Origin of the sequence: Rhodococcus sp. BH5, from assembly GCF_027583855.1 — a bacterium.
GTDB classification, from domain to species: Bacteria; Actinomycetota; Actinomycetes; order Mycobacteriales; family Mycobacteriaceae; genus Rhodococcus_F; species Rhodococcus_F qingshengii.
Genome location: NZ_JAJHVW010000004.1, coordinates 489,061 through 507,808, shown reverse-complemented (window position 1 = coordinate 507,808; position 18,748 = coordinate 489,061). Strand labels below are relative to the sequence as shown.

22 protein-coding genes and 1 riboswitch are annotated in these 18,748 nt (G+C 61.9%); of the genes, 12 read left to right on the top strand and 10 right to left on the bottom strand.

The features are described 5' to 3' along the window. Positions 1 to 686: acetyl-CoA C-acyltransferase (locus RhoBH5_RS14060; RefSeq protein WP_270008433.1), on the top strand; the 686-nt coding region annotated here is incomplete at its 5' end. Between the two features lie 72 nt (positions 687 to 758). On the opposite strand, the gene RhoBH5_RS14055 is transcribed toward RhoBH5_RS14060, so the two are convergent. After that, positions 759 to 974 carry a BldC family transcriptional regulator gene (locus tag RhoBH5_RS14055; protein ID WP_003945782.1) on the bottom strand — a complete coding sequence of 72 codons (216 nt, stop codon included), beginning with the start codon at positions 972 to 974 and terminating at the stop codon, positions 759 to 761. Between the two features lie 111 nt (positions 975 to 1,085). On the opposite strand from RhoBH5_RS14055, the gene RhoBH5_RS14050 reads away from it, so the two are divergent. Then, positions 1,086 to 1,493, top strand: a complete 408-nt coding sequence (locus RhoBH5_RS14050) for a RidA family protein (protein ID WP_047269303.1) — start codon at positions 1,086 to 1,088, stop codon at positions 1,491 to 1,493. Between the two features lie 22 nt (positions 1,494 to 1,515). Here RhoBH5_RS14050 and RhoBH5_RS14045 read toward each other — a convergent pair whose 3' ends face one another. Continuing rightward, the gene (locus tag RhoBH5_RS14045; protein ID WP_064112966.1) at positions 1,516 to 1,785 is read right to left on the bottom strand and encodes a DUF4235 domain-containing protein; all 270 of its coding nucleotides are present in this window, start codon (positions 1,783 to 1,785) and stop codon (positions 1,516 to 1,518) included. Positions 1,786 to 1,972: 187 nt separating this feature from the next. On the opposite strand from RhoBH5_RS14045, the gene RhoBH5_RS14040 reads away from it, so the two are divergent. Beyond that, positions 1,973 to 2,188 (top strand): hypothetical protein, encoded by a 216-nt coding sequence (locus RhoBH5_RS14040; protein ID WP_003945874.1) that lies wholly within the window; start codon positions 1,973 to 1,975, stop codon positions 2,186 to 2,188. Positions 2,189 to 2,195: 7 nt separating this feature from the next. On the opposite strand, the gene RhoBH5_RS14035 is transcribed toward RhoBH5_RS14040, so the two are convergent. From RhoBH5_RS14035 to RhoBH5_RS14020, 4 genes are all read right to left on the bottom strand, one after another. Beyond that, on the bottom strand, positions 2,196 to 3,353 hold the full coding sequence (locus RhoBH5_RS14035; protein ID WP_042453495.1) for an AI-2E family transporter: 1,158 nt from the start codon (positions 3,351 to 3,353) through the stop codon (positions 2,196 to 2,198). A 64-nt stretch (positions 3,354 to 3,417) separates the two neighbouring features. Further along, positions 3,418 to 3,894: a hypothetical protein gene (locus tag RhoBH5_RS14030; protein WP_003945539.1), complete on the bottom strand. Its 477-nt coding sequence runs from the start codon at positions 3,892 to 3,894 to the stop codon at positions 3,418 to 3,420. A 135-nt stretch (positions 3,895 to 4,029) separates the two neighbouring features. Continuing rightward, positions 4,030 to 4,185 (bottom strand): DUF6131 family protein, encoded by a 156-nt coding sequence (locus RhoBH5_RS14025; protein WP_003945564.1) that lies wholly within the window; start codon positions 4,183 to 4,185, stop codon positions 4,030 to 4,032. A gap of 164 nt (positions 4,186 to 4,349) precedes the next feature. Continuing rightward, the gene (locus tag RhoBH5_RS14020; protein WP_270008432.1) at positions 4,350 to 4,751 is read right to left on the bottom strand and encodes a nuclear transport factor 2 family protein; all 402 of its coding nucleotides are present in this window, start codon (positions 4,749 to 4,751) and stop codon (positions 4,350 to 4,352) included. Between the two features lie 101 nt (positions 4,752 to 4,852). On the opposite strand from RhoBH5_RS14020, the gene RhoBH5_RS14015 reads away from it, so the two are divergent. Next, positions 4,853 to 6,193 carry a DUF1254 domain-containing protein gene (locus RhoBH5_RS14015; protein WP_270008431.1) on the top strand — a complete coding sequence of 447 codons (1,341 nt, stop codon included), beginning with the start codon at positions 4,853 to 4,855 and terminating at the stop codon, positions 6,191 to 6,193. Positions 6,194 to 6,243: 50 nt separating this feature from the next. Here RhoBH5_RS14015 and RhoBH5_RS14010 read toward each other — a convergent pair whose 3' ends face one another. Then, positions 6,244 to 7,035 carry an SDR family NAD(P)-dependent oxidoreductase gene (locus RhoBH5_RS14010; protein ID WP_054187942.1) on the bottom strand — a complete coding sequence of 264 codons (792 nt, stop codon included), beginning with the start codon at positions 7,033 to 7,035 and terminating at the stop codon, positions 6,244 to 6,246. Between the two features lie 166 nt (positions 7,036 to 7,201). Then, entirely contained in the window at positions 7,202 to 7,360 is a 159-nt protein-coding gene (locus RhoBH5_RS14005; RefSeq protein WP_155419158.1) for a hypothetical protein, read from the bottom strand. Positions 7,361 to 7,516: 156 nt separating this feature from the next. On the opposite strand from RhoBH5_RS14005, the gene RhoBH5_RS14000 reads away from it, so the two are divergent. The 5 genes from RhoBH5_RS14000 (at position 7,517) to RhoBH5_RS13980 (ending at position 12,228) form a co-directional block, all read left to right on the top strand. Next, positions 7,517 to 8,374: a siderophore-interacting protein gene (locus RhoBH5_RS14000; RefSeq protein ID WP_270008430.1), complete on the top strand. Its 858-nt coding sequence runs from the start codon at positions 7,517 to 7,519 to the stop codon at positions 8,372 to 8,374. Between the two features lie 41 nt (positions 8,375 to 8,415). Then, positions 8,416 to 8,596, top strand: a riboswitch (cobalamin riboswitch). 58 nt (positions 8,597 to 8,654) lie between these two features. Further along, the gene (locus tag RhoBH5_RS13995; RefSeq protein WP_042452430.1) at positions 8,655 to 9,668 is read left to right on the top strand and encodes an ABC transporter substrate-binding protein; all 1,014 of its coding nucleotides are present in this window, start codon (positions 8,655 to 8,657) and stop codon (positions 9,666 to 9,668) included. Continuing rightward, positions 9,669 to 10,421 carry a class I SAM-dependent methyltransferase gene (locus RhoBH5_RS13990; protein WP_042452433.1) on the top strand — a complete coding sequence of 251 codons (753 nt, stop codon included), beginning with the start codon at positions 9,669 to 9,671 and terminating at the stop codon, positions 10,419 to 10,421. Next, positions 10,418 to 11,458, top strand: a complete 1,041-nt coding sequence (locus tag RhoBH5_RS13985) for a FecCD family ABC transporter permease (RefSeq protein ID WP_042452436.1) — start codon at positions 10,418 to 10,420, stop codon at positions 11,456 to 11,458. The genes RhoBH5_RS13990 and RhoBH5_RS13985 overlap by 4 nt, the downstream gene beginning before the upstream one ends. Beyond that, positions 11,455 to 12,228, top strand: coding sequence for an ABC transporter ATP-binding protein (locus RhoBH5_RS13980; RefSeq protein ID WP_007734693.1), 774 nt, complete (start codon positions 11,455 to 11,457; stop codon positions 12,226 to 12,228). The genes RhoBH5_RS13985 and RhoBH5_RS13980 overlap by 4 nt, the downstream gene beginning before the upstream one ends. Positions 12,229 to 12,243: 15 nt before the next feature. On the opposite strand, the gene RhoBH5_RS13975 is transcribed toward RhoBH5_RS13980, so the two are convergent. Beyond that, positions 12,244 to 14,604, bottom strand: coding sequence for an arylsulfatase (locus RhoBH5_RS13975; protein ID WP_118605155.1), 2,361 nt, complete (start codon positions 14,602 to 14,604; stop codon positions 12,244 to 12,246). Positions 14,605 to 14,781: 177 nt separating this feature from the next. On the opposite strand from RhoBH5_RS13975, the gene RhoBH5_RS13970 reads away from it, so the two are divergent. The 3 genes from RhoBH5_RS13970 to RhoBH5_RS13960 are packed head-to-tail and all read left to right on the top strand — an operon-like array spanning position 14,782 to position 17,107. Further along, positions 14,782 to 15,759 (top strand): HAD family hydrolase, encoded by a 978-nt coding sequence (locus RhoBH5_RS13970; RefSeq protein ID WP_270008429.1) that lies wholly within the window; start codon positions 14,782 to 14,784, stop codon positions 15,757 to 15,759. A gap of 12 nt (positions 15,760 to 15,771) precedes the next feature. Continuing rightward, positions 15,772 to 16,638, top strand: coding sequence for a hypothetical protein (locus tag RhoBH5_RS13965; RefSeq protein ID WP_162114352.1), 867 nt, complete (start codon positions 15,772 to 15,774; stop codon positions 16,636 to 16,638). A 55-nt stretch (positions 16,639 to 16,693) separates the two neighbouring features. After that, positions 16,694 to 17,107, top strand: a complete 414-nt coding sequence (locus RhoBH5_RS13960; protein WP_162114351.1) for a PPOX class F420-dependent oxidoreductase — start codon at positions 16,694 to 16,696, stop codon at positions 17,105 to 17,107. Positions 17,108 to 17,125: 18 nt separating this feature from the next. Here the strand turns inward: RhoBH5_RS13960 and RhoBH5_RS13955 are convergent, their stop codons facing one another. Then, the gene (locus RhoBH5_RS13955) at positions 17,126 to 18,502 is read right to left on the bottom strand and encodes a WS/DGAT/MGAT family O-acyltransferase (RefSeq protein WP_054825821.1); all 1,377 of its coding nucleotides are present in this window, start codon (positions 18,500 to 18,502) and stop codon (positions 17,126 to 17,128) included. Between the last annotated feature and the right edge of the window lie 246 nt (positions 18,503 to 18,748).

The following is an 18,748-nucleotide window of genomic DNA, read 5'->3' as shown; positions in this document are numbered from 1 at the left end:
CCCACATCACCCGCGCCGAGCAGGACGCCTTCGCCGCCGCCTCACACCAGAACGCGGCCCGCGCCTGGAAAGACGGCCTCTTCGACAACGAAGTCGTCCCCGTCTCCATCCCCCAACGCAAGGGCGAGCCCATCGTCTTCGCCCAGGACGAAGGCATCCGCGCCGACACCACCACCGAATCCCTCGGCAAACTGCGTCCCGCGTTCAGCAAGGACGGCACCATCACCGCCGGCTCCGCCTCCCCGATCTCCGACGGCGCCGCCGCCGTGATCGTGATGAGCAAAACCAAAGCCGAAGAACTCGGCCTGACCTGGATCGCGGAAATCGGCGCCCACGGCGTCGTCGCCGGACCCGACTCCACCCTCCAGTCCCAACCCGCCCGGGCCATCGCCAAAGCCTGCGCGAAGGAAGGCATCGACCCCACCGACCTCGACCTCGTCGAAATCAACGAAGCATTCGCCGCCGTCGGGATCGCCTCCACCCGCGAACTCGGCCTCGACCCCGCCAAGGTCAACGTCAACGGCGGCGCCATCGCCGTCGGCCACCCCCTCGGCATGTCCGGCGCCCGCATCGCCCTGCACCTCGCCCTCGAACTGCAACGCCGCGGCGGCGGCATCGGCGCAGCCGCACTCTGCGGCGGCGGCGGACAAGGCGACGCACTCATCGTCCGCGTCCCCAAGGCCTGATTACTTTCTGCTGACCAGACAGGTCGCCGAGCCCTCATCATGCTCGGCGACCTGTCTGTTTCGTGCCGGAGGTTATTGGTGATCGAGCGTCGTCGAGCGGTTACGCAGCAACGTCTCGATCTCCGATCGCCGGTACCTCCGATGCCCGCCAAGCGTTCTCAGAGTGCCGACTTTGCCCTCCCTCGCCCATCTGGACACCGTGGTCCTGTCGACGTGGAACAGTGCTGCAACCTGTTTGGTCGTCAGCCACTCGTCGACAGGTGCTGTGTGCTCTTCTTCTCGGCTCATTGGCAGTCATTCGTAGCTGCCGACTGAATGGATGGGTCCGACGATGAATTGGCAACCCCTGGCGTGCTGTGAAAGACTCGCTGCAAAACTTTACTATTCCTTGGGGAAATAATGTCGAAGTCGGTAACTCTGATCCGTTCCACGTCACTCTCTTCGGTGGCTGAATATGCCTATGCAGCAACGGCTCCCGCCGATGCACGGCTGATCTTCCTGGCCGGATCCTGTCCTCTGAACGCGGACGGCTCTACTGCCGCCATCGGTGACTACGCAGGACAGGCAGCCAAGGCCGTCGACAACCTGAGAACAGCTCTCTCGGACGCGGGCGCGTCCATCACCGACGTGATCAACACCCGCGTCCTCGTGGCGTCGAGCAATCAAGCCGACCTGGTTGCGGCGTGGGAGGTAGTCCGCGACGCGTTCGGTGATCACGACGCCCCGAGCACTCTGATGGGTGTGACCGTTCTCGGTTACGACGATCAACTGGTCGAGATCGAGGCAATCGCGGCCGTCGTCGACTGAACTCGAACCGAACCGGGCGTTCCTACCGAGGATCTTCATGAGCAAGGGCCCGGTAGCCCTTTGCCCCCGCACGATCCACTGCGGCTCGCACAACAGCGAAGATGGCTCCCTGCAGGGCTGCGGCGATCAGGACTTCCTTGCTCGACCTGCTCAAGTCTTTGGGCTCGGGCGCATTCTTGTCGTCACCGATGCGCTTCCACACCTGTTGGAAGACAGCGCCGGCCACGATGCCGCCCAGGACGCTGGTCGCCAGTGAGAGTGGCTTGTACATCGCTTTCGATACTGCGCTCATTGCGCGGATCCTCCGTGGTTCGATACGTACCGCCTGAGCGGCTGACCGACTCTCACTACCCAGCAGGCGAGGTGTCGAAACATTGCACCGGCAAGGCACGAAGACGACTGTCGCACGTTGTGTTCCACGGGTTTGCCACTTCTCGAGCCGGGTAGGATCGTCTTAGCGAAAGAAGGTTGTGTAAGTCATGGAAAACTACAGAATCGAACTACCGGACGGTACAACGGTGATGGAAGATTTCGTCTCGGATCGCGCCGCAATCGCATACGCGGTCGATCTGAATCACGGTTGTAGCGAGAAAGTCTCGGTATTCCGTATCACCGCCGAGGGAGAAACCATCCCGACTCGGATGTGCCCCAAGCCGAATCCTGGTTCTCGGCGTCGCGCGCGAAGCGTCCGATAGAAGCCGGTCAAGAAGCGTCGAGGCGCGGAAAGAGCGTCTCCCTTGCAAGCAGCAGCAAGGCCGCAGCGACCGGAATCGCCAGCAACGCACCGACAATACCGAGCAACGCTCCACCCAACAGAACCGCGACAACGGTCACCAGTGCCGGGACCGCCACCGTCTTCCCGATGATCTTCGGAACGAGCAGGTAGTCCTCGAGCAGACGTAACGCAATGAAGAACGCAACTGTCGCCAATGCCGTTGGGACAGAGACTGTCAGGGAGACCAGGGCGACGACAACCCCTGCGATCGTGGAACCGACTATCGGGATCAGATCGAGCAGAGCGACCAGCAGCGCCAGGATCAACGGATACGGCACGTCGAAGATCAACAACCACGCGAAGGTGCACACTGCGGTGATCACGGAGATCAGAACATTGCCGAGGACGTACCCACCCACACCTGCCAGTATCTGATCACCGATGGCGATTGCTCGTGGCCGCCGCGAATGTGGCACCAGCCGATACAGATTCGTGCGGATTCGTGGATAGTCGATCAAGAAGTACGTCGTCAGTACCGCAACGATTCCAGCGTCGGCGACTGCGCTGAACACCGCGCGCCCCGCTCCGAGCAAACCCGTCGCGAGCGCAGACCCCGAACCGTCCAGTTGGGTGGTGAGGTGCTCCTCGAGGTGATACTTCTCGTCGAGGTCGCTGACGATCGGATACCGGTCACGAATGTGTGTCAGAAGTTCGGGAGCGTGCGATGCGAACTGACGTCCCTGCTCGACCAGCGGAGTGATCGCAGCAACGAGAAACAGCGCGAGCATCACCGCAATTCCGAGGAGTACCACGGTGACCGCGATCCAGCGCCGGAAATGTCTCCGCTCAAGCCAGACGATCATCGGTTCGATGCCCACCGCGAGAAACAGCGCGACCACGATCAGGATCAGCATGCCTCGCGCCGCCAGGAGCACTTCGATCACCGCGTACGTCACGGCAACACCGGCCGCCGCGCTCAGACCGATGAAGAACGGTGAACGACGATCGAACCTCGGCCCCGGTTCGCCCAGCGGCCGGACGGGCGTCGCCAATGCTGCGGCTTCACGTTCGGCTTCCGCCATCGGATCTGCAGCTTTGACTTCACTGTCGGAATCCGGTGAGGTGTCCGCGGAACTGGGATCCATTCAAGCCACCTCACGATCCGCGCGACTTCCCGGCACGGGAGTGAGTACCCGTGCCGTGGCCGGATCAACCTCGAGGCTTCTCCGCTCCGCTTCGGGTCAGCGCGAGACCGGTTCCTACCACTCCGATAATCGACACAGCGATGGCGATGCTGGGCCAACCGTCGCTCTGCCAGTAGACGTCGTCGAGAGTGATCAGTAACGCAGCCTCGTCGACGATGAGCCCGAGTGCGATGCCCAACGCGATGCCCATCCATGTTCTTGCGCGAGGGCTTCGGTCTACGAGTCCGAAGATCGCCACCCCGGCCAACAGCAGAATTCCCCATAAATAGTGATGCAGATGAGTGCCACCGGCGCTGATGTCGCCGACGTCTCTGGTGTCGATCTGGATCAACCACGTCACCAGACGTGCTCCGCCGAACGTCAACGTGAAGGCCACCCACGCCAACACCAAACCGCGGCGCGATTCGTCAACCTGATTCCATCTGCGAGGGAATCTGAATCGCTCGGCAGATTTCTCTTCGTCATGGTCTCGAGAAAGCATCCTTCATGTTTACCCGATGCCGCTCAGATCGATAATTTGGGGTAGAGAGACCGAAAACCAGTTGGAGCACAAAAAGCGGTACCCGATCTCCGAAGAGATCGGGTACCGCCTTCTCAGCTACTCGCGCAGTATTGATCAATACCAGACTTTTCGTCCGCCCACTGCGCGCCCGGTAGCACCGAGGATGGACAAAACTGCACCTACGACGACCAAGATGATGCCGACGGTGGTCAGAATGCTCAACCCCGTGAAAAAGCCGATCAACGCCAGAATAATGCCGAGAACAATCATGTGAGAACCTCATCCGGTATGCGTATCAAAATGATCTACTCAACTGACGCTACTACAGAAACTTCACAATCGATAAATCCGATAAATACATTCATAAATGCGAAACTCGTATTACTACCCAATAGCGCCTCCGTTAAAACATCAGCCTTTCTCTTATCTCTACCTCACAGTTCCACGTCCTCGATCTTCGCCTCGACCGCCGGCGTGATGTGGCTCAACACGCAGCACCAACGACCGTCTCGCCGCGCAAACACGTCGGTGGTCCACTCGTCGGCGTCGTATTTTCTGCCGCCGTAGTGCGCGGTATTGACGATCCGCGTGGTGAACAGTGCGACGTCACCGAAGAAACGCACGCGAGCGCTCCCGACGCGGTCCATCGCCGAATGAGTCAGGTCGCCCGAGGCCACGAAGCCCAGGAACTCCGCTTTGGTCGACACTCCGGATTCCGAGACGATCACCCAGTCGTCTGCCATGAAATCGCCGATCCGTTCGGCGTCGTTCGAGCACATCGCGACGTTCCACTCGTCTGCGACAGCGACCAATGCCGCACTCTCCTGATCCGACATGTCTTCTCCCTCTACCGTCGTCACCCTCGGCGGGTGATGCCCCGACGGCAGGGTTCCCGCAGGGTGGACTTCGAACCGACGTGCACGACGAGAGGGCAGAGATGACAGACACCAGTCGCACCGAGCTTGCAGCTCAGGCGTATATCTACGGATTTCCCCTCGTTTTCAATCTCGACCAGGTCCATCGGTATGTTCACAACGGTGTCGGAGCGAACCCCGCCGCACCTTTCAACACCTTCAGCCACGCGCGCACACTGGCCGGGCCGGCAGACACTTTCGTCACGATCAACAACGACACCGTGTATTCCATGGCGCAGATCGATCTCTCTGTCGGCCCCGTTGCGCTGCACGTCCCCGATACCGATGGCCGTTACTACGTCCTCCAGTTCGTGGACGCCTGGACAAACAATTTCGCTTACGTCGGGCATCGGGCCACCGGCACGAAGAGCGGAGACTTCCTTCTCGTCCCACCCACCTGGACGGGAACCCCGGCGGATCAGACCACGGTGATCAGATTTCCCACGAACATTGCGTCGATCGTGGGCCGGTGGGCATGCGGTGGCGACGACGACCTCCCTGCGGTGCACGCCTTGCAGGACGCCACCACGCTGACCGTCGTCGACTCCACCGGAAACTCGGCGGGTCTCCCAGTGCCCGAACCCGGGGTAAGCCAGGACCTCCTGTTCCTCGAGAAACTCCGCATCTGGTCACAGGCGTTTCCGCCGGCCCCGCGCGATCGAGAACTCCAGGATTCCTTCTCCCCGATCGGAATCGACGAGCCCGGGGCCTCTCCCTACGTATCGCTGTCTGCCGACGAGGCAGCCGCGTTGGCTGACGGATTGACGATCGGTGAGAAGAACCTGCTCGAGGCCCTCACGAAAGGCTCCAGCCCCGAAGTCAACGGATGGAAGCTCACATTCCACGCCTTCGACTACAACCTCGACTACTTCGAGGTCGGCACAATCGACGATCCACAATTCAAGATCGCCGATCCCAAGTTGCGCATCGTCGAACGCGCCGCGGCTGCCAAGGGCGGGCTGTGGGGCAACCACCCTTACGAAGCGGCGTACATCATGACCTACGTCGACGATCAGGGCGAGCAGTTGAACGGAAACCAGACCTACACAATAAGACTCGACCCCACTCCGCCGGTGAGCGCCTTCTGGTCGCTGACGATGTACTCGGTGCCGGACTTCTTCCTCGTGGCGAACCCCGTCGACCGATACTCGATCGGCGACCGCACTCCAGGAATCGTCCACGACGCCGACGGTACGTTGACGATCACGATCAGCCACGAGGAGCCGAAAGATCCCACGGCGAAGGCAAACTGGCTGCCCGCACCGCGCGGGGATTTCCGACCGGTACTGAGAATGTACGAACCTTCGCCCGCCGTGCTCGATCAGTCCTACGTCGTCCCCGCCATCACTCGCTCGCAAGAATGACGGCTCGCGTCTGACGGCCTGCCTGTGCGGGCCGTCAGACGGACTCAGAATCAGGCGTGTGTGCCGCCGTCGACACGGATCTCCGTGCCCGTGATGAAGGCACCATCGTCGGATGCCAACATCGCGATAACTCCCGCAACACTTTCCGGCCCGGCCATGGGGGCACCACCGGACTCCAGATCAGTGCTCAGAATCGGTGACAACTTGCCGAAGAGCGACCAGTCGGTGTCTTCCGGCAAGTACGACGCCGTAGTGTCGGTGATCCCGCTCTTCACACTGCCTGGAGCCACCGCGACGGCACGCAGACCCTGCTTGCCGTATTCGAGAGCCAGTGCGTGAGTGAAGGACTGGATTCCTCCCTTACTTGCGGCGTACGCGGCCATGTACGGGTGCGCGAAGGCCGCGGAGGTGGAACTGAAATTCACCACGACTGCGTTGGCGGTGGCGAGGAGAGCCGGCAGTGCCTGGCGGGTGACGAGGAAAGTGCCCGTCAAATTCACGGAGAGCACCTGATTCCACAGGTCCAGCGAGGTCTCGTGGGTGTGCCCACCACGCAGTATCCCGGCGGCGTTGACCAGTACGTCCAATCCCCCGAGAGTCGAAATCGCCTGACCCACAACCTTGATGACGGAACTCTCGTCACCGATATCGACGACGACGGTGTCGAGGCGATCCTCCGTCGAAGCATGTTCTGCCGATTTCCGGGTGTTCGCCAAACCCTGCTCGGAGATGTCTGCAGCGACCACGCGGCCACCTTCGGCGAGCAACCGCAGCGCGGTGGCCTGCCCGATTCCAGATCCTGCGCCGGTGACGAGAATACGACGACCTTCGAAACGATTCATTGCTGTGTACCTTTCACGAAAACGAGTTGGCTGGCATTCCAGGCTCGGTGGCGCCGACACTCACAACTCACCCGCGAGAAACTTCAGGTACGGGAAATGCGCAGCACTGCAACAGGTGTGGCACTGCGAAATCTCGGCGAGGCAATGCTCGCCGAAGTGGCGAATGTCAGACGGATCCGGCCGGTGCGGCCAAGGCTCTTTCGATCCAGACAAGACCGGACGGGCGGCGGTCGATCGCCTTACGCCCACGTCGGAAAGTCGCTACGCCGAATCGGGCCGTGCGCAGTGCACGGCCGGAAGCGAGAGAACAGCGGCGTATGGACATCACAGGCACGGTAGCAGCGCCGGCACCACTCGCTCAACCGCGTCGTTTCGAGACCCGAATCATTCAGGTAATCAGATGTCACTTCTGGACAACTCGCTCGACTTAGGCAGCACTAACCTGGCGGCATCCCGAAAACCCGATCCAGGAGCACAGTCGATGACACATGCAGACGCCTCGCGCACAACAACTCCCCCGACGACCGTCCTAAGGACCGCTGACCACAATCGCGGACTCAACGACGTTCTCGCGATCGTCGAAGCGATGGAGCGACCGAGCGATTACCTGCTGCGGATCACGGCTCGTTTGACGGAGTCGACCGACGATCCGATCTGGTCACGCCCGAATGTGACCGTACGCATGAATCTCGGGCCGGCCTTCGACGACGCTTCGCGCGTGTACACGGTGCGTTCCTACGATTCAACGAGCGGATCGATCGTCGTCGATGTGGTCCTGCACGGACAGACCAGTCCGATGATGAGGTGGGCAGCAACGTTGGCCGTCGGTGACACCTTCGGCCTCACCGGTCCGCGGCCACACTTCTTGATCCCTGATGTTCCTGGTCGACGTATCGCACTTTTTCTGGACGGCACCGCAATACCCGCATTGCACTCGATCATCGAGCAGTTACCTACCGACGTCGTCGGAATCGGCTGGGTCACAACAGATGACGAGGTCGCCTTCGCCGAACTGCCCGCCCTCCCCGGCCTGGAGCTTCACCGCGTGAGCGCAGATCCGGCCGAGCCCGACGGCCCACTGGCGGTACGAGCACGCGAGCTCGCCAATCCCGCGAGCTACGTCGTGTGGGGCGCCGGTGAACGCAACGAGATGCGCGCAATCCGGAAGCACTTTCGATCGACCGTCGGACTCGACAAAAACGACGTCGCGATATTCGGATATTGGAGGGAGGGCGTCAGCAACACCGAAATCGACCTCCGTCGACGCGAGAACTACGAGCGCATCCTCGCCGACGGCGGAACCCTCACCGACATCGACGACCTGGCCATCGAGATCTGATTGCCTCACACCAGCCGACCTGACCGGCGGTGCACTGCGGTGATAAGTTCCTCTGTGCCAGCGGACCTCCACACAGGGGGTCAGGGAATCCGGTGTGAATCCGGAACTGACGCGCAGCGGTGAGGGTGACCGCCCGGGCTTACGCCACTGGATGAGAATCTGGGAAGGCGCTCGGGTGGGGCGATCTCGAGTCCGAATACCGGCTGGCAGCAGGGGTCAACAGGCGCCTGTTCACACGGTAACGGGCTCCGCGAACGAGCCCCTGCGAGAACGAGATTCCATGCGTCTGTCCAGACTTCGCCTACCCGCCGCCGCCGTCGCTGCCCTGTTGAGCGCGTCGTTGGTTGCCTGCTCCTCCGACGACAGTGCTGCCCGACAATCCAACTCTTCCGAACAATCGCGCGTGACAGTCCAGAACTGTGGCCGAGACGTCACGGTGGAGCGACCGATCGAACGGGCAATCGCGGTAAATCAACCTGCAGCAGAGATGCTGTTCGCACTGGGAGTGCAGGACCGGATGGCCGGGTACGCCATGAGCGATGACGATGTCCTCCCAGAACTGCGCGAGGCGCGTGGTCAGGTCCAGGCGTTCGACACCGAGTTCCCGTCATTCGAAAGTGTCCTCGAACGCGAACCGGACATGGTCTACACGACGTTCAACTACACGTTCACCTCGGAGGGCATCGCCGACCGGATCAAGTTCACCGACCTCGGTGTCGCGACATATCAGTCACCCAGCGAGTGCACCGGTCAGGATGCCGAGCAGAGCAAGGCCCTCACGCTCGACGACTTGTACGACGAAATCGACGACGTGGCAACACTGTTCGATGCCAAGGACAAAGGTGTCGAGCTCACCGAGAGTTTGAAGGATCGCGCGGCCACCGCCACGGCGGCACTGGGAGCTGAGAACGTAACGCTGGCGTGGTGGTACGCAGCCACGAAGACTCCGTACTTCGCCGGGTGCTGCGGTGCACCGGGAATCATGACCGACGCGGTGGGTGCGAAGAACGCCTTCGACGACAACAAGCAGTATTGGCCCGAAATCGGTTGGGAGAGTGTCCTCGATCGAGACCCGACCGTGCTGGTGCTCGCAGATCTCGACCGCGGTGGAGACGGCGACAGTGCCGCAGACAAGATCGCGTTCCTCGAATCGGACCCGGTCGCCAGCAAGCTCACCGCAGTGAAGAACAAGCGTTACATCATCCTCGAAGGAACGACGATGGATCCCTCGATCCGCAATGTCGGTGGCATCGAACAGCTCTCCGACGGGCTGCGCCAGTTGGGTGTGGTCTAGATGTCCGCGGAGATCTGTGAACTGGTGCGTCGGTGGGACGACCAGCAGGCGGCATACATCGCCGACCGTGAGAAGCGCTTCGACGTGATTCTCGACGTTCTCGAATTGCAGCACGCGCACACCCCGTTCACGGTTGTCGACCTGGCCTGCGGGCCGGGTTCACTGAGCGCCCGAATTCTCGAGAAGTTCGAGCATGCGAGCGTTGTGGGGATCGACTACGACCCGATGCTGCTGGAGCTCGCCCGCCAGTCGTCGACGCGTTTCGGTGACCGACTGCAGCTGATCGACGCAGATCTGGCGGGAGCCGATTGGCCGAATTCGGTGGCTGCGCCGGTTCAGGCGATAGTGTCGACAACCGCGCTGCACTGGTTGCAACCGCAGCAGCTCGTCGAGGTGTACCGGCAGTGCCGCGAACTGCTGAGTCCGGACGGAGTCCTGCTCAACGGTGATCACTTTCGTTTCGACAGCCGCTTCCCTGTCATCGGGCGATGGGCGAAGGCTCACGACGAGCAGACGCAACGCTCCGCCTTTGCTGCGGGCGCTCCCGAGTGGGACAGCTGGTGGGACGAGCTGCGGGCCACTCACGGCATCGGGGCACTGACCGACGAGCGTGAGCGCAGATTCGCCGGACGTGACGCCACCGCGCCCACAGCCGTCGACTTCCAGTTGGCGGCGCTCGCGCAAGCAGGTTTTCGGGAGTCGGGGACGGTCTGGCAACTGTTCGACGACTACGTGGTCTACGGCGTGAGATGACGACAAGAGTTCGGCTGCGTGACAACCCGACGACCGTCACCCTGCTGTGGATGATCGGTGTTGTCACGCTGGCCGGATCAGCCGCCGTTGCCATCACGTTGGGGCCCGCCGGTCTGTCGGTCGGTGAGGTGGCTTCGATCGTCGTCGGCCATCTCGGCGGTACCGCGGCGGACGTCACCCCTATCCGTGACGGCATCGTCTGGGACCTCCGTCTGCCGCGTACCCTGCTCGCCGCGCTCTGCGGTGCCGGTCTCGGGTTGTGCGGTGCGATCATGCAGTCGCTGCTTCGCAATCCACTGGCCGATCCGTTTGTCCTCGGTATCTCGTCCGGCGCCTCGACCGGTGCCGTACTGATCGTGATCCTCGGAGTCGGGTCGGGAGTGATCGGCTTGTCGAGCGGCGCCTTCATCGGCGCGGTGATCTCCTTCGCCCTTGTGTTGCTGCTCGCCCATGCGGCCGGCGGCACGCCGGATCGGGTGATCCTGGCCGGTGTCGCCGCGACCCAACTGTTCTCCGCGCTCACCTCGTTCATCGTCATCACCTCGGCCGATCCCGAGCAGACCCGCGGCGTGATGTTCTGGCTCCTGGGTTCACTCGGCGGCGCCGACTGGCTCGACGTCGCACTCTGCGCTGCGGTGGTCGCAGTCGGCCTCGTGGTCTGTCTGACTCACTCCCGCGCACTCGACGCCTTTGCCTTCGGCGAGGACGCGGCGTCGTCGCTGGGGGTGAACGTGTGGCGGGTGCGTGTGACCCTGTTGTTGGCAACAGCCTTGATGACCGCGGTGATCGTGAGCGTCGCAGGCGCCATCGGCTTCGTGGGCCTGGTCCTCCCGCACGCGGCGCGGGCTCTCGTCGGTTCGAACCACCGCCGACTCCTGCCTGCGTCCGCACTGATCGGCTCCATCTTCCTTGTCTGGGTCGACGCAGTAGCACGCACAGCCATTGCGCCGCAGGAACTCCCGGCCGGTGTGGTGACCGCGCTGGTCGGTGTGCCTGCGTTTGCCGTCATCCTCTGGAGACGGAAGGCCAGGCCATGACACTCGAAGCTGCCGGCGTCAGTTGGCGGGTCGGCGGGGCGCTCATAGTCGACGACCTCGACGTCTCGCCGACAACCGGAAGTACGGTGGGGCTTCTCGGCCCCAACGGTTCGGGGAAATCGACGCTGCTGAAACTGCTTGCCGGGCACAATCGTCCGACGTCCGGTGTCGTGACCCTGGACCGAACCCCGTTGTCCGACTGGAAACGCCGCGACGTCGCGCGTCGGATCGCGACCGTTGATCAGCACAGCAACACCGAGATCGATCTGACGGTCGCGGAGGTAGTCGAACTCGGACGCACACCGCACCGCGGACTGTGGGGTGGGCAATCGGATTCCGATCGCGACGCCGTTCGGGCAGCGATCGAACACACCGACCTCGCCGGCATGCTGGACCGGTCGTGGCACACCCTGTCCGGCGGGGAGCGCCAACGCGTCCAGATCGCGCGCGCCCTCGCTCAGGAACCGCACGAGTTGCTACTCGACGAGCCGACCAATCACCTGGACATCAACCATCAACTCGAATTGCTCGCGCTCGTGCGACGCCTCCCCACCACCACGATCATGGCATTGCACGATCTGAATCTGGCCGCCATGTTCTGCGATTCGATAGTGATGCTGAACCGGGGATCCATCGTTGCCCACGGAAGCCCGACCGAGGTCCTCACCGCTGACCTGATAGCCGAGGTCTACCAGGTCGACGCCGAGGTTCGCCTGGACGGTCCCGGCGGAGTACCTACCGTGCGATACCTTCCGCCCGGCTCGAACTAGACGCACTCGGAACTGTCATTCACGCGAGAGCATCGCCACTGCTTCGCGTTCGAGGTCGACGTACGGTTCACCACTGACGTCGATGGCCACCCGGTTGAGCGTTCCACCCGTGAACGCCCATGGCGACGTACCCGGGTAGTCGTCGGTTACGGGCTCCCCGCTGTCACGGCCTGCATTGAGCCCTTCGCCGCCGCCGATGCTGAACTTGCCTGGCTGAGTGCGGATTCTGCCCTCACCGACTTTCCGATCGCCGTAGTAGAGGCCGAGCACCCCGTGCGCAGTGCCCGGCGGATCCTCGCCTTCCTTCTCGAAAGTTGCTGCCAAGATTATATTTTCGCCGATCGGAAGGTCTTCGGTGGCATCGATCTTCTGCTGTTCACTGCCGAGGAAGTTGTACACGTAATGCAGGCGGTTGTCCTTGACGTACAGCGAATGCCCACCGAACCTGCCACCATGCGAGAAGAGCACACCGGTCGCACCTGGTTCGGCCAAATCGACAACTGCCCCGATCGAGAATGAACGATTACGAAGGTTGACGGCGACGGCTTCCGGTACCTCGGCTCCGCCCGGGCGGTAGACATACCGGTTTCGGGGCGGGGCCAACTGGGGGCGAGGCGTGGTGAGGAGTTCGACACCGGACCGATCGTCCAGTGGCAGAGCTTGATTGGCACCGGCCTCGTGGAACCACAACCCCACCAGCTCTGCCAGCCTGCCGGGTTCTTCATCCGCAAGGTTCCGGAGCTCGGCTCGGTCCAACTCTGTGTGGTAGAGCTCCCAGGTGTCTTCCGAGAAATGGCCCCACCCGCTCAGAGTCGGGTGCGTGGTGACGGCCTTCCAGCCGTCATGCCAAATTCCTCGTCCTCCGAGCATCGAATAGAACTGGGTGTGCTTGGCGGTGGGGATGTTGCCGGCATCGAAGCTGTACCGCATGCTCACGCCTTGAATCGGGTGCTGGGTGTACCCCTTCACCGTGTCAGGCAAGTCGACGCCGACGCAGTCGAGCAGAGTCGGGACGACGTCGATGGCGTGATGGTACTGATCTCGAATCTCGCCACGGGCATCGATGCCCTCCGGCCACGAGATGATGCATGGGTCGCAGGTTCCACCGTTGAACGAGTAACGCTTCCACATCTTGAAGGGCGTGTTGAACGCCATCGCCCACCCGTTGGGATAGTGGTTGTACGTCTCGGTGCTGCCCAACTCGTCCAGCTTCGCCAGGTTCTCGGCTAGGTCGTCGGGTACGCCGTTCGCAATCTTGTTCTCGTTGACAGATCCGTCGGGTCCGCCCTCACCGCTGGCACCGTTGTCGGAGACCACCACGATGATCGTGTTGTCGAGCTGCTCGATTTCTTCGAGGTATCCGAGCAGGCGTCCGATCTGATCGTCACAGTGCGAGAGGAAGCCCGCGTACACCTCCGCCATCCGTGAGAACAGTCGCTGCTCGTCAGCGGAGAGGGTGTCCCAGGGGCGGGTGAAATCCAGCGGCGGGAACGGTTCGCCGTCGGGCCCGGTGCGGGTCTCAGGAGTGCCTATCGGGTTGAGTGAGGGCAGGGTCGTGTCTTTCGGGACAAGTCCCATTTCCTTCTGTCTGGCCAGAATCTCGTCCCGCATGGCTTCGTACCCTGCGTCGAACCTGCCTGCGTAGCGATCGGCCCATTCGCGGGGCGCGTGATGCGGAGCGTGTGCGCACCCGGGTGCGTAGTAGAGAAATACAGGCCGGTCCGGAGCTATCGACTTCACGTCGCCGATGTATTCGAGCGCTCTGTCGGTGATATCGACGCTGAAGTGATACCCCTCTTCGGGCGTCGACGGCTGTTCGACGGGGTGGTTGTCGTGGACGAGATCGGGATACCACTGATTGGTCTCGGCGCCGAGAAAGCCGTAGAACCGCTCGAATCCGCGGCCGACCGGCCAATTCCGTTTCGTGGAAGCAAGATTCATCTCGTCTTCTGCGCACAGGTGCCATTTGCCGACCATCGCGGTGCTGAATCCCTGCTCGACCAGAACCTCGGCGAGCGTGGCACATTCGGGAGGGATGTGACCGTTTCCGCCGGGAAAACCGACCGCGCACTCGCTGATGCAGGCCATGCCGTTGGTCGTGTGGTTTCGCCCGGTGAGCAGACACGATCGCGTCGGGGAGCACAGCGCTGTGGTGTGCCACTGCCCGTACCGCAATCCGTTGCCCGCGATGCGGTCGATGTTCGGCGTCTCGATCGGTCCCCCGTAACAACCCATGGCGCCGTATCCAACGTCGTCGAGAACGATGTAAAGAATATTCGGTGTGCCGGCGGCGGCCTTCGGCTGCTCGTACGGGCTCCAGTCGGGAATCGAATCGCGAATATCGAGGTTGACGACGCCTTTGAATGCGTTGGCCATGATCTGGCTCCTTGTAGGTCCTCTGATTTCCAGCCTCTACGGCCGCATGGTGAATCGCATACCCCGATTGTGGTCACCGAACCGCTGTCGCCCGAAATGGGCGATGCCATTTTCGGCAGGAGATCCGAGTATGAGAGTGCCGGATTTGTCATCGACTCACTGGAAGCCAGGGACCACATGAGCAGTCAATTCGTTGAAGTCTCCACCTCCGACACCTGCGACCCGCTACCGAGCTGGCAAGACGGCCCGCCGAAGCAGGCCGTCCGGCAATTCGTCGAACGCGCGACGACTGAGGGAAGTCCGGACGAAATCGCACCGGAAGACAGGATCGCAGTCTTCGACAACGACGGAACCCTGTGGTGTGAGAAGCCGATGCCGATCCAACTCGACTTCATCCTGCGCCGCCTCGTCGAGATGACCAACCAGGATCCGTCTCTTCGCAACCGTCAACCGTGGCAGGCTGCGTTCGAAAAGGACTACGCCTGGTTGAACGAAGTGATCTCGAAGCACTATCGCGGCGACGACAGCGCACTGAAGGTGCTCGCGGCCGGTGTCCTGGCGGCATTCGCCGAAGTCACGGTCGACGAATTCGAAACCCACGCCGATACCTACCTGCGCACTGCTTCGCACCCCACTCTCGGTCGCGAGTATCTGCACTGCAGCTATGCACCCATGGTGGAGTTGCTCGATTACCTTGCAGCCAAGGGATTCTCGAACTACATAGTCTCTGGAGGCGGACGTGACTTCATGCGTCCGATCAGCCAGGAGGTCTACGGCATCCCCCGAGATCGCGTCATCGGCAGCGGCGTGGCCTTGACGTGGAAGGACGACGGGCACAGCGGCACAATTCTCCGTCAGCCCCAAACCGATGTCGTCGACGACGGGCCGGCCAAGCCCGTACAGATCTGGAACCGAATCGGCCGACGACCTGTCATCGCGGCCGGAAACAGCAACGGTGACCTACCTATGTTGAAGTTCGCCGAACACCCGAACGTTCTGGCACTTCGCCTTCTGGTGCTCCATGACGATCCGGAACGCGAGTTCGACTACGTGGACGGGGCCGAGCACGCACTCGACATCTCGCGCGCAAACGGGTGGACGGTGGTGAGCATCAAGAACGACTGGAAGACAGTCTTCGAACGATTCGCCGAATGACAGTATTGATACGTGACCCTCGATGATGTCGCCGACGAACTCTACGGCCTCGACCCCGGCGAGTTCGTAGAGGCGCGTACAAAGCATGTGAAGGCTGCCCGGGACGACAACGACCGCACACTGGCCGCAGAGATCGGAAAACTTCGGAAGCCGACCACCGTGGGGTGGTTGGTCAATCTCATCTCGCGCGATGCACCAGAGGATCTGGATGCACTTCTCGCGCTTGGCGAATCGCTACGCGACGCTCAACGCCATCTCTCGGGCCCGGACTTGCGACGGCTGACGACACAGAGGCAGCAGGTGGTGCGGAGTCTCGCCCACAAATCCGGTGAGATCGCCGCTTCACGGGGAAAAAGCGTCGGCGAGGATTCGTTGCGCGATGTCGCGCAGACTCTCAATGCCGCCCTGGCCGATGAGGAGACTGCCGCGCAGGTTCGACTCGGACGGGTCGTGACCGCTGCGAGTTACAGCGGTTTCGGGCCGGCGGGACTTGCTGTAGTGGAGGAGGATTCTGCACAAGACGCCCCTGCGATCCACACCGAAGAACACGCTCCGGCCAAGTCCACTGCTCCGGATCGCAAGGCCGAACAAGCCAAGGCGAAAGCAGAATTGAAGGAAGCCAGGGCAGGCGTCGAGAAGATCCGACGACGGGTCAAGGCCGAGACCGCCCAGTTCGAGGATGCCAGGTCAAAGCTGTCCGACCTCGACCGTCGCATCGAAGAACTCCGCGCCGATCTCGAACACGCAGAACAAGAACGACAGTTCGCCAAGAACACCGAGAAGGCTGCCCGCGTCGCAGTTCGAGAGTCCGAGGAGGAACTTCGCGAGGCCGAGTGGCGGGTCGACGAAGCAGAAGAGGCCCTCGACGAGATGGAATGAGTTGTACGTTCGGAGATCTTGACCTCTACAGCAGTTCAGGTTCTAGCGTAATTTCATGACATTCACCCGAATCGAACTCGACTACCTGGCCACACAGACTCTCGGTCGCCTCGCGACGGTTCAACGGAACGGAACGCTGCAAGTCAGTCCGGTCGGGTTCCACTACAACCCGGATACAGCCACGATCGACATCAGCGGTTACAACATGACGGGCAGCCGTAAGTTTCACAATGTCGCAGACAACGGTCGGGTCGCGTTCGTCGTGGACGACATCGCATCCGTAGATCCATGGCAGGTCAGGTGCGTCGAAATCCGTGGACGGGCAGAGGCTTTGGATGCTACAGGTGCTGCTGCGCATGGTCTCGACGCGCCGATCATCCGTATCCACCCCGAACGCATCATCAGCTTCGGCCTCGACGACAAAGAACTGGACGTCCACCAGTTGGTCGTGAACGGACGTGACGTCTGAATGCCCAAATCGAATTGATCAGCCTGCGGCGGCTTCGAGCTCACTCAGTGATTCCTCGAGGTGACCGAGAAGCCGCTGCAAGTGCGGAACATTGCGGCGGCAACCGACGAGACCGAACTGCATGGTGTCCGCGTAGCCGATGACGGTGATGTTCATCGCCTGCCCGTCCAACGGAATCGATGCCGGGTAACAGCTCTCGAGCTTCGCGCCATTCCAATAGCGCGTCGTTGTCGGGCCGGGGACGTTGGAAATCACCAGATTGAAGACTGGACGCCCAGTGATCAGTCGGGATGAACCAGGGATCAGCGGCAGCCCGAGACCCGCGACGTTCAATGCACTGAGCGCCGTGATCTGCAGGGGCGTCAGGCCCGACATCAGGGACTTGGCGCTACTCATCGAGTCGTGAACTCTCTGAAGTCTGGCCGCCGGATCCGCCAATTCGGTTGCCAGATCACACAACACCGCACCAACAGCATTGCCGGAAGCCTCACCCTCATCGCCTTTACGAAGTGATACCGGCACCATCGCGATCAACGGTTTGTCCGGCAACTCGTCCAGTTCGATCAGGTAACGCCGCAGCGCGCCCGCGCACATAGCCAACACCGCATCGTTGAGCGTCACGTCTGCAACGCAACTGACCTTGCGCAGGCGCTCGATCGGCCACGACTGCGCGGCGACACGCCTCGCGCCGGTGATCGGGACGTTGAAGATCGATTTCGGAGCAGCAAACGGCAACGGTGCGACGTGGTCCTTCACCGCCGAGGCAGCGGCGTTCACAATCGCTGGGCCCACCCCGACCACATCTTGCACGGTCTCGATCACGGAGCCCACCCGCCTCTGCAGGTCCAGCCCGCGACCGGCACGAACCCGCCCCGAAGAAGGTCGTTGCGCCCACGGAGGCATCGAATGTCGATCGTGCGGATCCGACGAGAGGCTGCGGTACCACGCCTGAACAGCAGACACACCATCCATGAGCGCGTGGTGCGTCTTCATGTACACGGCAACTCGGCCGTCGGCGAGACCTTCGATCACATACGCCTCCCACAGCGGCCGATGCCGATCGAGCAGCGTGCCGTGGAGCATGGAGGTCAGCTCGAGCAACTCGCGGACTCGACCCGGCTTGGGCAGCGCGAGCAACCGGACGTGATACTCGAGATCGACGTCTGCGTCCTCCGTCCAACGCACCGGCGCGAAGTTCGACAAGAACTGCACCGGCTTGCGACGGAAGAGGGGCCGAATCGAGTCGACGTCGGTGAGCGAACGGTAGAGCGATCTGGCGAATTCGCCGTCGTCCCCTTCCGGCGGAACGAAAAGCGACAGGCCACCGACGTGCATGGGATGCTCCCGTGACTCCATCAGAAGGAACATCGAGTCGAGCGGCAGCATCAGCGTCATGGCGATCCGTTCTCTCGGGCAGCTGCCCGGAGTACCGATCAGCCGCTGTTCGACAAAGTTACTCGCCCTGACTTCCCTCATTGGCGACTCCGACAAAACATTGCCCCCTCGATTTCGACAGGAGTCCGATATTCCCGTCGACGAACGCCTTTTCGGGTCGAAGCACCTCACAGCGATTCGCGGGTGAATGACGAGACACAGAGCACTGCAACAAATTTCAATCCTCACAGCCACAAGTAGTAGCGG

Bases quoted from the DNA above. Each gene is read 5' to 3' on its own strand.
- RhoBH5_RS14030 (WP_003945539.1), bottom strand. From the start codon at position 3,894: ATGCTTTCTCGAGACCATGACGAAGAGAAATCTGCCGAGCGATTCAGA.
- RhoBH5_RS13995 (WP_042452430.1), top strand. From the start codon at position 8,655: ATGCGTCTGTCCAGACTTCGCCTACCCGCCGCCGCCGTCGCTGCCCTG.
- RhoBH5_RS14025 (WP_003945564.1), bottom strand. From the start codon at position 4,185: ATGATTGTTCTCGGCATTATTCTGGCGTTGATCGGCTTTTTCACGGGG.
- RhoBH5_RS13960 (WP_162114351.1), top strand. From the start codon at position 16,694: ATGACATTCACCCGAATCGAACTCGACTACCTGGCCACACAGACTCTC.
- RhoBH5_RS14010 (WP_054187942.1), bottom strand. From the start codon at position 7,035: ATGAATCGTTTCGAAGGTCGTCGTATTCTCGTCACCGGCGCAGGATCT.
- RhoBH5_RS14015 (WP_270008431.1), top strand. From the start codon at position 4,853: ATGACAGACACCAGTCGCACCGAGCTTGCAGCTCAGGCGTATATCTAC.
- RhoBH5_RS14035 (WP_042453495.1), bottom strand. From the start codon at position 3,353: ATGGATCCCAGTTCCGCGGACACCTCACCGGATTCCGACAGTGAAGTC.
- RhoBH5_RS14050 (WP_047269303.1), top strand. From the start codon at position 1,086: ATGTCGAAGTCGGTAACTCTGATCCGTTCCACGTCACTCTCTTCGGTG.
- RhoBH5_RS14055 (WP_003945782.1), bottom strand. From the start codon at position 974: ATGAGCCGAGAAGAAGAGCACACAGCACCTGTCGACGAGTGGCTGACG.
- RhoBH5_RS14040 (WP_003945874.1), top strand. From the start codon at position 1,973: ATGGAAAACTACAGAATCGAACTACCGGACGGTACAACGGTGATGGAA.
- RhoBH5_RS14005 (WP_155419158.1), bottom strand. From the start codon at position 7,360: ATGTCCATACGCCGCTGTTCTCTCGCTTCCGGCCGTGCACTGCGCACG.
- RhoBH5_RS13980 (WP_007734693.1), top strand. From the start codon at position 11,455: ATGACACTCGAAGCTGCCGGCGTCAGTTGGCGGGTCGGCGGGGCGCTC.
- RhoBH5_RS14020 (WP_270008432.1), bottom strand. From the start codon at position 4,751: ATGTCGGATCAGGAGAGTGCGGCATTGGTCGCTGTCGCAGACGAGTGG.
- RhoBH5_RS13970 (WP_270008429.1), top strand. From the start codon at position 14,782: ATGAGCAGTCAATTCGTTGAAGTCTCCACCTCCGACACCTGCGACCCG.
- RhoBH5_RS13990 (WP_042452433.1), top strand. From the start codon at position 9,669: ATGTCCGCGGAGATCTGTGAACTGGTGCGTCGGTGGGACGACCAGCAG.
- RhoBH5_RS14045 (WP_064112966.1), bottom strand. From the start codon at position 1,785: ATGAGCGCAGTATCGAAAGCGATGTACAAGCCACTCTCACTGGCGACC.
- RhoBH5_RS13955 (WP_054825821.1), bottom strand. From the start codon at position 18,502: ATGACGCTGATGCTGCCGCTCGACTCGATGTTCCTTCTGATGGAGTCA.
- RhoBH5_RS13975 (WP_118605155.1), bottom strand. From the start codon at position 14,604: ATGGCCAACGCATTCAAAGGCGTCGTCAACCTCGATATTCGCGATTCG.
- RhoBH5_RS14000 (WP_270008430.1), top strand. From the start codon at position 7,517: ATGACACATGCAGACGCCTCGCGCACAACAACTCCCCCGACGACCGTC.
- RhoBH5_RS13985 (WP_042452436.1), top strand. From the start codon at position 10,418: ATGACGACAAGAGTTCGGCTGCGTGACAACCCGACGACCGTCACCCTG.